This is a genomic window from Vibrio sp. SG41-7, assembly GCF_014164465.1.
GTDB classification, from domain to species: domain Bacteria; phylum Pseudomonadota; class Gammaproteobacteria; order Enterobacterales; family Vibrionaceae; genus Vibrio; species Vibrio splendidus.
Map to the genome: position 1 here is coordinate 1 of NZ_JACJFF010000043.1, position 13847 is coordinate 13847.

At 44.5% G+C, this 13847-nt stretch carries 15 protein-coding genes; 14 read left to right on the forward strand and 1 reads right to left on the reverse strand.

Annotated features, from left to right (window positions below; genetic code table 11):
- Positions 1-90: 90 nt before the first annotated feature.
- The gene (suhB, locus tag H5300_RS13035) at positions 91-894 is read right to left on the reverse strand and encodes an inositol-1-monophosphatase (protein WP_004735090.1); all 804 of its coding nucleotides are present in this window, start codon (positions 892-894) and stop codon (positions 91-93) included.
- A 180-nt stretch (positions 895-1074) separates the two neighbouring features.
- Between suhB and trmJ the strand changes: the two genes are divergently transcribed.
- The 14 genes from trmJ to ispG all read left to right on the forward strand — a co-directional run bounded on the left by trmJ (position 1075) and on the right by ispG (position 13806).
- On the forward strand, positions 1075-1803 hold the full coding sequence (gene trmJ / locus H5300_RS13040) for a tRNA (cytosine(32)/uridine(32)-2'-O)-methyltransferase TrmJ (RefSeq protein ID WP_004735091.1): 729 nt from the start codon (positions 1075-1077) through the stop codon (positions 1801-1803).
- Positions 1804-1919: 116 nt separating this feature from the next.
- A complete protein-coding gene (iscR, locus tag H5300_RS13045; protein WP_017079865.1) occupies positions 1920-2441 on the forward strand; it encodes a Fe-S cluster assembly transcriptional regulator IscR in 522 nt (173 codons plus the stop codon).
- A gap of 27 nt (positions 2442-2468) precedes the next feature.
- Positions 2469-3683, forward strand: a complete 1215-nt coding sequence (locus tag H5300_RS13050; protein ID WP_004735093.1) for an IscS subfamily cysteine desulfurase — start codon at positions 2469-2471, stop codon at positions 3681-3683.
- Positions 3684-3716: 33 nt separating this feature from the next.
- The gene (gene iscU, locus H5300_RS13055) at positions 3717-4094 is read left to right on the forward strand and encodes a Fe-S cluster assembly scaffold IscU (protein ID WP_004735094.1); all 378 of its coding nucleotides are present in this window, start codon (positions 3717-3719) and stop codon (positions 4092-4094) included.
- A gap of 103 nt (positions 4095-4197) precedes the next feature.
- On the forward strand, positions 4198-4521 hold the full coding sequence (iscA, locus tag H5300_RS13060; protein WP_004735095.1) for an iron-sulfur cluster assembly protein IscA: 324 nt from the start codon (positions 4198-4200) through the stop codon (positions 4519-4521).
- Between the two features lie 80 nt (positions 4522-4601).
- Positions 4602-5117, forward strand: coding sequence for a co-chaperone HscB (gene hscB / locus H5300_RS13065; protein WP_009848288.1), 516 nt, complete (start codon positions 4602-4604; stop codon positions 5115-5117).
- Positions 5118-5139: 22 nt separating this feature from the next.
- Positions 5140-6990, forward strand: a complete 1851-nt coding sequence (gene hscA / locus H5300_RS13070) for a Fe-S protein assembly chaperone HscA (RefSeq protein ID WP_182796140.1) — start codon at positions 5140-5142, stop codon at positions 6988-6990.
- 20 nt (positions 6991-7010) lie between these two features.
- The gene (gene fdx, locus H5300_RS13075) at positions 7011-7349 is read left to right on the forward strand and encodes an ISC system 2Fe-2S type ferredoxin (protein ID WP_004735098.1); all 339 of its coding nucleotides are present in this window, start codon (positions 7011-7013) and stop codon (positions 7347-7349) included.
- A gap of 92 nt (positions 7350-7441) precedes the next feature.
- The gene (gene iscX, locus H5300_RS13080) at positions 7442-7642 is read left to right on the forward strand and encodes a Fe-S cluster assembly protein IscX (protein WP_004735099.1); all 201 of its coding nucleotides are present in this window, start codon (positions 7442-7444) and stop codon (positions 7640-7642) included.
- 206 nt (positions 7643-7848) lie between these two features.
- Positions 7849-9144, forward strand: a complete 1296-nt coding sequence (gene pepB / locus H5300_RS13085) for an aminopeptidase PepB (RefSeq protein WP_065606557.1) — start codon at positions 7849-7851, stop codon at positions 9142-9144.
- 106 nt (positions 9145-9250) lie between these two features.
- Complete coding sequence (gene ndk / locus H5300_RS13090; RefSeq protein WP_182796141.1) at positions 9251-9685, forward strand: nucleoside-diphosphate kinase; 435 nt, start codon at positions 9251-9253, stop codon at positions 9683-9685.
- Positions 9686-10158: 473 nt separating this feature from the next.
- Positions 10159-11301 carry a bifunctional tRNA (adenosine(37)-C2)-methyltransferase TrmG/ribosomal RNA large subunit methyltransferase RlmN gene (locus H5300_RS13095; protein WP_004735102.1) on the forward strand — a complete coding sequence of 381 codons (1143 nt, stop codon included), beginning with the start codon at positions 10159-10161 and terminating at the stop codon, positions 11299-11301.
- 440 nt (positions 11302-11741) lie between these two features.
- Positions 11742-12677, forward strand: a complete 936-nt coding sequence (gene rodZ / locus H5300_RS13100; RefSeq protein ID WP_182796142.1) for a cytoskeleton protein RodZ — start codon at positions 11742-11744, stop codon at positions 12675-12677.
- A 7-nt stretch (positions 12678-12684) separates the two neighbouring features.
- Entirely contained in the window at positions 12685-13806 is a 1122-nt protein-coding gene (ispG, locus tag H5300_RS13105; RefSeq protein ID WP_004735104.1) for a flavodoxin-dependent (E)-4-hydroxy-3-methylbut-2-enyl-diphosphate synthase, read from the forward strand.
- Positions 13807-13847: the final 41 nt, after the last annotated feature.

Below are 13847 nucleotides of genomic sequence, written 5' to 3' on the forward strand. Positions count from 1 at the left end.
GAACACGCAGAAACAAAAAAGACCCGCAAAAGCGAGGATTTGAAATTACTATGCGCCCTTGAAAAAAGGAGCATTAACGTAAGGTCTGAATTACTTCAGCATACCTTCGTTAGAGTTCTCACGAACGTGCTTAAGAATAGACTTAACACCACGTGCGCTTGAAGCAACAACATTACCAGACGTCATGTAATCAGTACCGCCAGCAAAGTCAGTCATGATAGCGCCAGCTTCACGAGCGATTAGATCGCCAGCTGCTAGATCCCATGGCTTAAGGCCTAGTTCTAGGTAACCGTCAACACGGCCAGCCGCTAGGTAACATAGGTCAAGTGCTGGAGAGCCAGTACGACGGAAGTCCGCACAATCAACGAATAGACCTGAGATGATCTTCATGAAAGATTCAGAGTGTTGTTTTTGCTTGAATGGGAAACCAGTCGCTAGAACAGTACCTTGAAGGTCTTTAAGTTGAGTAACACGCATACGAGCGTTGTTAAGTTGAGCGCCAGAGCCACGTTGAGCTGTGAATAGCTCGTTTAGCATTGGGTCATAAACACAAGCAACTTCTGTACGACCGTTCATACGAACAGCAATAGATACAGAGAAGTGAGGGAAACCTTTTACAAAGTTGTTGGTGCCATCTAGTGGGTCAACGATCCATTGTACGTCAGAATCTTTACCTTCAGTCAGGCCTGACTCTTCAGAAATAATGCTGTGCTCTGGGTAAGATGATTTGATTGTCTCAATAATCATGTACTCAGCTTCTTGAGCAATGTTAGTAACGTAATCGTTGTTACCTTTTAGAGACGATTCGATCTTATCAGTTGTTTCTAGAGATTTAGCAATATGGTTGCCAGCTTTACGCGCAGCGCGTATCGCAATGTTTAGCATTGGATGCATAGGTTTTTCCCACAAGATGTTAAAGAACAGTTTAAAGCGGCGGCGAGTATACCAAATTTTTTGCAAAAGGGAAGTGGTTGTTTTTTGAACTCTTGAATTCACATTACGAGAAGGGTCTGACCATTTTACTTAGCTATGTGTTAATATCTCGCGATTATTTTTAAAGTGGTGTCATATAGCATGTTAGACAATGTAAAAGTCGTTCTGGTTGGTACGTCTCATTCGGGAAATATCGGATCAGCAGCTCGCGCAATGAAAGTGATGGGTTTGAGTCAATTAGTTCTTGTAGACCCTCAATGTGAAGTTGACGAGCAGACCTTAGCACTGGCTGCGGGTGCTGGTGACATCGCAGAAAACGCGACCATTGTGTCTACATTGGATGAAGCAGTAAAAGACTGTGGTTTGGTGGTTGGTTCAAGTGCACGTTCACGTACGCTTGAATGGCCAATGCTAGAGCCTCGTGAGTGCGGACAAAAGTTTGCCGTTGAAGGTCAAAAGCACCCTGTAGCATTAGTCTTCGGTCGTGAGCGCACTGGCTTGACTAACGATGAGCTTCAGAAGTGCCACTTCCATGTATGTATCCCAGCCAACCCTGAATACAGTTCACTGAACCTAGCAATGGCGGTACAAACGCTAAGCTATGAAGTTCGCGTGGCACACCTTGATATGGTTGCGAGCCAATATCAACCACAGCAACAAGATGAGTACCCACGTCACGAAGAACTAGAAATGTTCTATGAACACCTTGAAAAAGTGATCATTGATACCCAATTTATCTCTAAGGATAAACCGGGTCAGGTGATGAACAAGCTACGTCGTCTGTTCAGCCGAGCTCGTCCTGAACTGCAAGAGATCAATACTCTACGTGGTATTTTGACTTCAATTGAGAAGAGCAAAAACGACAAATAAAACCCACTCTGCTTGTAGGGATGAATACCTGACTAAAATAGTCAACTAAATACTTGACCAATTTAGTCGGGTATGGGAAAATTCCAACCACATAAACAATGTGGATACGGTGTGATATGAAACTTACATCTAAAGGAAGATATGCGGTAACAGCTATGCTAGATGTAGCACTGCATTCGCAAAAGAGCCCAGTTCCTCTGGCTGACATTTCAGAGCGACAAGGCATCTCGTTATCTTACTTAGAACAACTATTTTCTAAGTTACGTAAAGCTGGCTTAGTTGCTAGTGTTCGTGGTCCTGGCGGTGGTTACCGTTTAGGTGCTGAAGCGAGCGACATCGCTGTCGGAACTGTGATTGCTGCAGTAGACGAATCAGTGGACGCAACTAAGTGTCACGGTCGAGCAGACTGCCAAGGTGGTAGTCGTTGTTTAACTCACACTTTATGGCGTGATTTAAGCTCCCGAATCAGCAGCTTCTTAAACGACATTACGCTCGGTGAGCTAATGAAAGATAACGAAGTTTTACAGATTTCTGATCGTCAAGATATCGATCTTGCGGTTAATAATGGTTTTGCACATAAAAATACGAGCACTACAACGATTAGTGCAGCACCTCACGGTGTTAATGCCCGCTCTTAGCGGTCAGTTTTTACATTGGAGTAGAAAATGAAACTGCCTATTTACTTTGACTATTCAGCTACATGCCCAGTCGATCCACGTGTTGCTGAAAAAATGGTTCAGTGCATGACGATGGACGGTAACTTCGGTAACCCTGCATCTCGTTCACACCGTTACGGCTGGCAGGCAGAAGAATCAGTAGATAATGCTCGTGAGCAAATTGCCGATCTACTAAATGCAGACCCACGTGAAATTGTTTTCACGTCAGGTGCTACAGAGTCAGACAACCTTGCTATCAAAGGTGCAGCGCACTTTTACGAGAAGAAAGGTAAGCACGTAATCACGTGTAAAACAGAACACAAAGCGGTTCTTGATCCATGTCGCCAACTAGAGCGTGAAGGTTTTGAGGTAACTTACCTTGAGCCAGAAGCAAACGGCATCATTGATCTAGACAAGCTACAGTCTGCAATGCGTGAAGATACTGTTTTAGTTTCTATCATGCACGTTAACAACGAGATTGGTGTAATCCAAGATATCGGTGCAATCGGCGAGTTATGTCGTGCACGCAAGATCATCTTCCACGTTGATGCGGCGCAGTCTGCGGGTAAAATCCCACTAGACGTAAAAGAGATGAAAGTTGATCTTATCTCTATGTCTGCACACAAAGCATACGGCCCTAAAGGCATCGGCGCTTTGTACGTTCGTCGTAAGCCACGTATTCGCCTTGAAGCGCAAATGCACGGTGGCGGTCATGAACGTGGTTTCCGTTCTGGTACTCTTGCTACTCACCAAATCGTGGGTATGGGCGAAGCGTTTGCTATCGCTAAACAAGACATGCAGAAAGATTACGATCACGCACTAGCACTTCGTGAGCGCCTATTGAAAGGTGTTCAAGATCTAGAAGCAGTAACGGTAAACGGCGACTTAGACCAACGTGTACCACACAACCTAAACGTGAGCTTTGCTTTCGTTGAAGGTGAATCTCTGCTTATGTCTCTTAAAGACCTAGCAGTATCATCAGGTTCTGCATGTACATCAGCAAGCCTAGAGCCTTCATACGTTTTACGTGCTCTTGGTCTGAACGATGAACTGGCACACAGCTCAGTACGTTTCTCATTCGGCCGTTTTACAACGGAAGAAGAAATCGACTACGCGATTGCACAAATCCGTGTAGCGGTAAACAAATTACGCGACATGTCTCCTCTATGGGATATGTATAAAGAAGGGATTGATTTGAACACTGTTGAGTGGGCTCATCACTAATCTCACGGAAATAGAGGATTCGAGGTAACTATCATGGCATATAGCGAAAAAGTAATTGATCACTACGAAAACCCACGTAACGTAGGTTCGTTTGATAAAGAAGACCCAAGTGTAGGTAGCGGCATGGTTGGCGCACCGGCTTGTGGTGACGTAATGAAACTGCAAATCAAAGTATCTGCAGAAGGTATTATTGAAGACGCAAAATTCAAGACTTACGGTTGCGGTAGCGCAATCGCTTCTAGCTCACTAGTTACAGAGTGGGTTAAAGGCAAAAGTATTGATGAAGCAGCTGCTATTAAAAACTCTGAAATCGCAGAAGAGCTTGAGTTGCCACCAGTAAAAGTTCACTGTTCAATTCTTGCTGAAGATGCGATCAAAGCAGCTGTTGCGGATTACAAAAAGAAGCACTAATCGCTTCAATACCGTAATCACGTCGACAAAATAAGTAATATTTGGGAGCACCCTTTGTGCTCCCACCTGAGTTCTCAATTTATATAAAACACAAGGTTGTAGTATGGCCATCACCATGACAGATACGGCAGCAAGCCGAGTTCAAGCTTTCCTAGATAACCGTGGTAAAGGTCTCGGGTTACGCTTAGCAGTAAAAACTACTGGCTGTTCGGGTATGGCGTATGTACTGGAATTCGTTGACGAGCTTAACGAAGAAGACGAAGTGTTTGAGCACTCAGGTGTGAAGGTCATCATTGATCCAAAGAGCCTAGTATACCTAGATGGTACTGAGCTTGATTATGTAAAAGAAGGCCTAAACGAAGGTTTTGAATTCAACAACCCGAACGCGAAAGGCGAATGTGGTTGTGGTGAGAGCTTCAATGTTTAAACGCTTGAATCGTTAAGCGTTGTAAGCGAAGAATAAAATTAGGCTCTGAACAAAGAGCCTAAACTTAGGACCACCTTTACATGAATCATTTCGAATTATTTGGGCTACCACTTCAGTTTCAACTGGATGGTAGCCTTCTTTCTTCTCAGTTTAGAGATCTGCAACGCCAATTCCATCCTGATAAATTCGCGATAGCTTCTGAGCGTGATCGCTTATTAGCCGTGCAAAAAGCGGCACAAATCAATGATGCGTACCAGGTATTGAAGAATCCAATCAGCCGAGCAGAATACCTGCTGGTTCAACACGGTGAAGACATTCGTGGCGAACAACAAACCATGCAAGATCCGATGTTCCTGATGGAGCAGATGGAGTTGCGTGAAGAGCTAGAAGACATCGCAGACAGTTCTGATCCCGAAGATGCGCTATTTGCATTTGAAGGCAAGGTTAGCAAAATGTATAAACAACAATTAAGCGCTATCCAACAAGAACTTGAAAGCGAAGCTTGGCTTGAAGCTGCAGACCGAGTAAGAAAGCTTAAGTTTATTGCAAAATTAAAGAATGAAATCGAATTAGTTGAAGATCGTTTGATCGGCTAGTTTGTATAACAAGGACACCTCCATGGCACTACTTCAGATTGCAGAACCAGGGCAAAGCGCCGCTCCTCACCAGCATAAGCTTGCTGTGGGTATTGATTTAGGTACAACAAACTCGTTGGTTGCTGCAGTACGCAGTGGCGAGGCGAGTACACTCGTTGATCAACAAGGTCGAAGCATTTTACCTTCAGTTGTTCACTACCAATCGGAATCTTATACGACTGGTGATGAAGCGCGTGCAAATGCACAAACTGATCCTAAAAATACCATTATCTCAGTTAAGCGATTAATCGGTCGTTCACTGTCAGATATTCAACAGCGATACCCATCTCTGCCATATCAGTTTGAAGAAAGTGATAATGGTTTGCCTGTGATTCGCACAGAACAAGGCAACAAGAACCCAATTCAAGTATCAGCAGACATTCTTCGAGCGCTAGGTCAACGTGCTGAGTCAACACTAGGTGGCGAGCTATCTGGTGCAGTGATTACCGTTCCTGCGTACTTTGATGATGCACAGCGTGCCGGTACGAAAGACGCGGCGCAACTTGCTGGTCTTCACGTGTTACGTCTTCTTAATGAACCTACTGCCGCAGCGATTGCTTACGGCCTGGATTCAGGTAAAGAAGGGGTAATCGCCGTTTATGACTTGGGTGGTGGTACGTTTGATATCTCTATCCTACGCCTATCTAAAGGTGTCTTTGAAGTTTTAGCAACGGGTGGTGACTCTGCGCTAGGTGGTGATGACTTTGACCATTTGATTGCAGAACATTTCCAAGCGCAAATGGGCTTATCAGAGCTTACGGCAGAACAGAACCGTATTCTTCTAGACGCAGCAACAGAAGCGAAGATTGGCTTATCTGAAGCTGAAAGTGTTGATGTTGACGTACTAGGTTGGTCTGGTTCATTAACTCGTGAAGAGTTCGAAGAGCTCATCAAGCCACTAGTTAAGAAAACGCTACTTTCTTGCCGTCGCGCACTGAAAGATGCTGAAGTTGACGCGGACGGAGTTCTGGAAGTGGTTATGGTTGGTGGTTCAACTCGTACCTTACTTGTCCGTGAAATGGTGGGTGGCTTCTTTGGTCGTACGCCATTAACCAGCATTAACCCTGATGAAGTGGTTGCGATTGGTGCGTCGATTCAAGCGGATATCTTAGTTGGCAACAAGCCTGACTCTGAGATGCTACTTCTAGATGTTATCCCACTTTCCTTAGGTATCGAAACTATGGGTGGCTTGGTCGAAAAGATTATCCCTCGTAACACCACGATCCCTGTTGCTCGCGCACAAGAATTTACCACGTTCAAAGACGGTCAAACTGCAATGACAGTGCACACCGTGCAAGGAGAGCGTGAAATGGTCGACGACTGTCGTTCACTAGCTCGATTTGCTCTGAAAGGCATTCCGCCAATGACAGCAGGTGCTGCGCATATTCGTGTCACTTACCAAGTGGATGCTGATGGCCTGCTATCGGTTACCGCGATGGAGAAGAGCACTGGCGTTCAAGCTGAAATTCAGGTTAAACCGTCTTACGGCTTAAGCGATAATGAAGTGGCGAACATGCTGAAAGATTCGATGACGTTTGCTAAAGAAGACATGCAAGCGCGTGCTCTTGCTGAACAACGCGTAGAAGCGGATCGTGTTATTGAAGGCCTTATTGCTGCGATGCAAGCTGATGGTGACGAGCTGCTTGATGAACAAGGCAGACAACAACTTGTTCAAGCGATTGAAGCACTGATCGAAGTGCGTAATGGCGATAATTCCGATGCCATTGAGCTAGAAATTAAGAATACCGACAAAGCGAGCCAAGACTTTGCTTCTCGTCGTATGGATAAATCAATTCGAGCTGCACTGTCAGGTCAGTCAGTCGATAATATTTAATAGTTAGAGAATAGATAAACATGCCAAAGATTATTGTTTTACCTCACGAAGATCTATGTCCAGAAGGCGCTGTTTTAGAAGCAAAAACTGGTGAGACGGTTCTTGATGTTGCACTGAAGGCCGGTATTGGTATTGAACACGCATGTGAAAAGTCGTGTGCATGTACTACATGTCACGTTGTGATTCGTGAAGGTTTCGACTCATTAGAAGAAAGTGATGACCTAGAAGACGACATGCTTGATAAAGCATGGGGTCTGGAAATGGAATCTCGTCTTGGTTGCCAAGCTAAAGTGGCGGATACTGACCTGGTTGTTGAGATTCCAAAGTACACATTGAACCTAGCTTCTGAAGAGCACTAAGAATTCAGCTCGGCTAAAACTGTTAGTGAAACTGGCATAGAATATAAATCATGAAGATGACAAATCGTCGCTGATAAATATAAGGAAGTGTTATGAGCTTGAAATGGATTGATTCGCGAGATATTGCGATTGAACTATGTGATTTATACCCAGATACCGATCCTAAAACGGTGCGTTTTACGGACTTGCATCAATGGGTGTTAGATCTCGAAGATTTTGATGATGAGCCGAATCACTCGAATGAGAAAATTCTAGAGGCCATTATTTTGTGCTGGATGGATGAGATGGACTAGCCCTCTTGTTCTATAATTTGGCCGTTGGTTGGAATTTATCCAATATAAAACACAGCCAAGTTAACAATTCTTACTAAAAAAAGCGGACCTTATGGTCCGTTTTTTTATCAAAATGACATTTTTCTCCTACATAATGCTAACATCAGTCCGCTAATAAAAAATAATCAGAACCACACACTCAAGGTGGTTCATGACAAGGAGAAATCATGTCTACACAGATGTCAGTATTTTTAAGTCAAGAAGCTGCCCAGCCTCAGTGGGGAGCAAGAGCTATTTTATCGTTTTCTGAAGCGGGAGCGACAATTCACATTGGTGAAGGCCACGATTTAGGAGCGGTTCAACGTGCTGGTCGTACGCTTGACGGACAAGGTATCGCATTGGTTTCACTTAGCGGTGAAGGGTGGGATTTAGAAAGCGTTTGGGCTTTCTACCAAGGCTACCGTGGACCAAAGAAAAAGAATGCATTGGAATGGGATACACTTTCAGAAACCGACCAAGCTGAGCTAGAAGCTCGCATTCGCTCTACTGATTGGACTCGTGACATCATCAACAAAACCGCTGAAGAAGTGGCACCTCGTCAATTAGCGACGATGGCTGCGGAATACATCAAGTCAGTGGCTCCTGCGGGCACAGTTAAAGCGAAAATCGTTAAAGACAAAGATCTCCTAACTGAAGGTTGGGAAGGCATCTACGCGGTAGGCCGCGGCTCTGAACGCACATCTGCGATGCTTCAACTGGACTTCAACCCTACCGGCGACGAAGACGCACCTGTATTTGCTTGTCTGGTTGGTAAAGGTATCACTTTCGACTCAGGCGGTTACAGCATCAAGCCAGGTCAATTCATGACAGCAATGAAGGCTGACATGGGTGGTGCGGCGACTATTACGGGTGGTTTAGGTCTAGCGATTGAACGCGGCCTGAACAAGCGTATTAAGCTTATTCTATGTTGTGCAGAGAACATGATCTCAGGTCGTGCATTGAAGCTTGGCGACATCATTACTTACAAAAATGGTAAGACGGTTGAGATCATGAATACCGATGCGGAAGGTCGCTTGGTTCTTGCTGATGGTTTGATGTACGCAAGTGCACAAAACCCTGAGCTGATCATCGACTGTGCAACGCTAACCGGCGCGGCTAAAAATGCATTAGGTAACGACTACCACGCACTATTGAGCTTCGATGATGAGTTGTCTCACCAAGCACTAACGGCGGCAAATCAAGAGAAAGAAGGCCTATGGCCATTGCCTCTTGCTGACTTCCACCGTGGCATGTTGCCTTCAAATTTTGCTGATCTATCAAACATCAGCTCTGGTGATTACACTCCGGGTGCAAGTACCGCTGCTGCGTTCCTTTCTTACTTTGTCGATGATTACAAAAAAGGTTGGATTCACATGGACTGCGCAGGTACTTACCGTAAGTCATCAAGTGATAAGTGGGCTGCAGGCGCGACCGGTATGGGTGTTCGTACACTGGCTCGTCTTCTTATCGACCAAGCAAAATAATAATAAGAGTGAGCGGTATTTCGATACCGCTTATTCATCAACTCAGATCGAATGATCTCAGTAATTTCAGTATTTAATAACAAAAAAATGAAGTGAAGGAATCCCTATGGCTCTAGAAAGAACGTTCTCAATTGTTAAGCCGGATGCAGTTAAGCGTAACCTTGTTGGTGAAATCTACCACCGCATTGAAAAAGCAGGCCTACAGATTATTGCCGCTAAAATGGTTTCTCTTACTGAAGCGCAAGCAAGTGGCTTCTATGCAGAACATGAAGGTAAAGAGTTCTTTGGACCACTAAAAGAGTTCATGACTTCTGGTTCTATCATGGTTCAAATACTTGAAGGCGAAAACGCGATTGCTCGTTACCGTGAACTAATGGGTAAAACTAACCCAGAAGAAGCGGCATGCGGCACTATCCGTGCTGACTACGCAATCAGCATGCGTTACAACTCAGTACACGGCAGCGACAGCCCTGAGTCTGCAGCTCGCGAAATCGAATTCTTCTTCCCAGAATCTGAAATTTGCCCGCGTCCAGCTGAATAAGCAGACAACAGCAAGTATCAATAAAGGCTTCACTTCGGTGAAGCCTTTTTCGTATGTGGACTTTGCATTCTCGATAATCTATTTAGTCGTCATTCCCGAGAGCGACGTAGGAGTGTAAGCGGGAATCTCTGTTAGTTGTTGGAGATTCCAGATACCTCGTTCCTCAGTTCTGGAATAACGGGCTTTGAGGAGTTCATGACCTGATAGCGATGAATGGCGGGACCATAATCTTGTGGTAAGTATTGGTGAGCTTGTGGAGATTATTTACGTCATTCCCGAAAGCGACGGAGGAGCGTAATCGGGAATCTTTTCTTTAATTTAGGTATTCTCAGACCGAACAAAACAATTGTTCAAGTTTTAATCGCTTAACTTTGAATGTCTTAATAAACACAGGGTTTTACAGCGCTTGTTGAAGTTGCGTAAAGCCTGTACAATTCGCGCCCTTAATTATTGTTCCGTCATTGAGAGGCATCATGACCACAGCTAAAGTCAATCTACTCGATTTTGATCGTAAAGGTCTTCGTAAATTTTTCACAGAAGAACTGAATGAGAAAGCGTTTCGAGCAGAGCAAGTGATGAAGTGGATTTATCACTTCGGTGTCGATGACTTCGAACAAATGAACAACATCAACAAAAAATTACGTGAGAAACTGCTGCATCGCTGTGAGATTGTTGCACCTATCGTTTCTGAAGCTCAGCACTCTGCAGATGGCACCATTAAATGGGCTATGAGCGTTGGTGACCAAGACGTTGAGACGGTATACATCCCAGATGGTGACCGTGCGACGCTATGTGTATCTTCACAGGTTGGTTGTGCACTAGAATGTAAATTCTGCTCTACGGCTCAACAAGGCTTCAACCGTAACCTGAAAGTTTCAGAGATCGTTGGTCAAATCTGGCGTGCTGCACGTGAAATCGGTTTAGAGAAAGATACGGGTCGTCGTCCAATTACTAACGTCGTAATGATGGGTATGGGTGAGCCTCTGCTTAACATGAAGAACCTAATTCCATCATTAGAGCTGATGCTTGATGATCTAGGATTCTCACTGTCTAAGCGTCGTGTGACAGTATCAACATCTGGTGTTGTTTCTGGTCTTGATCAGATGACAGACAACATCGATGTGGCTCTGGCGATTTCTCTACACGCACCAAACGATGCACTACGTAGCCAAATCATGCCAATCAACGACCGTTGGGATATCCAAGATTTCCTAGCATCGGTTCGTCGCTACATTGCTTCTTCAAATGCTAACCGCGGTAAAGTAACGGTTGAGTACGTTCTATTGGATCATGTGAATGATGATATGGACCACGCTCGTGAACTTGCTGAGCTAATGAAAGAGACGCCTTGTAAGATCAACTTGATTCCATTCAACCCTTATCCGGGTTCGCCTTACAAGAAGCCAAGCAACTCTCGTATTGATCGCTTCCAAAAAACGCTGATGGAATACAACTACACAGTAACGGTTCGTAAAACACGTGGCGATGATATTGATGCCGCATGTGGTCAGTTGGTTGGTGATGTCATTGATAGAACCAAGCGTACTAAAATGCTGAAAGCCGCCTCTGAAGCTAACTTAATCGCAGGTGATGTGATTCAAGTAAAAGCGGTTTAAATACCATTTAGATCTAAACAAGCCAGAAGGATTCCTTCTGGCTTGTTGCTTTTCTGGAAGGTGAATTTCCAAAAAATGGATTTTTTCCCCACGCTTTCTTACATTTTTCGTTAAATTTTGGACAAAACCATGAGCTGACGGTAAATTTTGTCGAAAGTGTTTTTGCCTTGTAATGGCATTAGCTTATGATTAAATAATCTTAAATTAATTTAAGTGCTCGCTTGTTACCCGATAATCGTCAATGTGTCTATTTAGGTTGGCTACTTGATAAACTAGCTTCCTGAGAAAGTCGCTCACCAACAGTGTGTGGTTTTCTACTTTAAGGGTTGATGAACCGGGTGACAGGAAAAATTCCACATAGTAGGTTGTAAGATTGAGCTTAAACGAAAATAAAAAATGCTCTCATCAACCTGCAATAATACTTTAGAAGTTCACTCTCTATGAACACAGAACAAGAAACACAAACGCAAGAAACTGTCGCTCCAGCAATTGAAGCGGGAACGCTGCTCAAAAATAAACGAGAATCTCTTGGTTTAACACAAAAGCAGATCTCTGATCGCTTGAAGCTACGCGTTACGCTTATCCAGCAAATTGAAGAAAACCAATTCGAGTCAGATCAGGTTGCTACCTTTATGCGAGGTTACATTCGTTCATACGCGAAATACGTCAATCTTGATGAAAAAGTCGTGTTGAACGCGCTTCATCATTCTGGTGATGCCCAACATCAAGAACAAGAAATGTTGAGCTTCTCTCGTAAGACTAAAACCGAGAAGCACAACAGCCGTATTATGCTCCTTACTTGGAGTATCTTTGCTGTGATTGTGGGCATCTCCTCACTTTGGTGGTGGCAGAACCAACAGCAAGACACCTTATCTCAATCTTTAGCCAATACTGAAAGCTCGGAAGAGCTAGTGGTAGAAGAGTCGCTTGATCCTGAGCTTACTTCATTAGAAGTGATTGAAGCAGAGCAAAACACAGAAACATCTCCTGTTACTGAAAATTCTGATGAGCTTACTGAAGTGAGTTCAGCTGAAGATTCAGTAACTCTTGACCCTGTTGAAGTCCTTGAAGAAGCACCAGAAGCAGCAGACGTTGCTTCGGTTACTAAGGAATCAGAGACTGTAGCGCCTGAAGCTGTGGTTAACGAGCTAGTGATGCAGTTCTCTGCTGATTGTTGGATCCAAGTGAAAGATGCTTCGGGCAAAACATTATCTACTGGCATTAAAAAAGCAGGCCAGACATTAAATCTTTCTGGAACTGCACCATATAAAGTGATTCTGGGTGCGCCTGAAGGCGTATCGATGACATTTGCAAGTGAACCTGTCGACCTTTCTGGGTATACTTCAGGCAAAGTAGCTAGAATAACCTTACCTTAGAGTTAATATGCAACACGAATCTCCTATTATTCGTCGCAAATCAACCCGTATTTATGTGGGTGATGTGCCGATCGGTGATGGTGCACCAATTGCTGTGCAATCCATGACCAACACAAGAACAACAGATGTCGCCGCGACCGTCGCTCAAATTAGAGCTTTGGAAAAAGTGGGGGCAGATATCGTTCGCGTATCTGTACCGACTATGGAGGCCGCTGAAGCTTTTAAGCTAATCAAGCAGCAGGTCTCTGTTCCTTTGGTTGCTGACATTCACTTCGACTACCGTATCGCTCTTAAAGTGGCAGAGTATGGGGTTGACTGTCTGCGTATCAACCCAGGAAACATCGGTAACGAAAGCCGCATTCGCTCTGTTGTGGATTGTGCTCGTGATATGAATATTCCGATTCGTATTGGTGTTAACGGTGGTTCTCTTGAAAAAGAGATCCAAGAGAAATACACAGAGCCTACAGCGGAAGCGCTGGTTGAATCTGCAATGCGTCACGTCGATATCCTAGACCGTCTGAACTTTGATCAATTCAAAGTCAGCGTGAAGGCTTCTGATGTATTCCTAGCCGTCGGTTCTTACCGTTTGCTTGCTAAGCAGATTGACCAACCACTTCACCTAGGTATTACTGAAGCGGGTGGAGCACGTGCGGGTTCTGTGAAATCGGCTGTAGGTTTGGGCATGTTATTGTCCGAAGGTATCGGCGATACGCTGCGTATCTCGCTAGCAGCAGATCCAATCGAAGAGATCAAAGTTGGCTTTGATATTCTTAAATCTTTGCGCATTCGCTCACGTGGTATCAACTTCATTGCGTGTCCGAGCTGTTCTCGCCAAGAATTCGATGTTATCAACACCGTTAACGCCCTTGAAGAACGCTTGGAAGACATAGTGACTCCAATGGATGTCTCTATCATCGGTTGTGTCGTTAACGGCCCTGGTGAAGCTGAAGTGTCTCACTTAGGCCTTGCGGGTAGTGCTCGTAAGAGTGCCTTCTACGAAGACGGTAAGCGTCAGAAAGAGCGTTTTGACAACGATGACCTTGTCGACAAGCTTGAAGCGAAGATCCGAGCAAAAGCATCGGTGCTTGATAAAGCAAATCGCATTGATGTAGAAAACTTAGAAGATTAATACAACGCGATGGGGTGTGATGGTCTATTCGCACTAACACC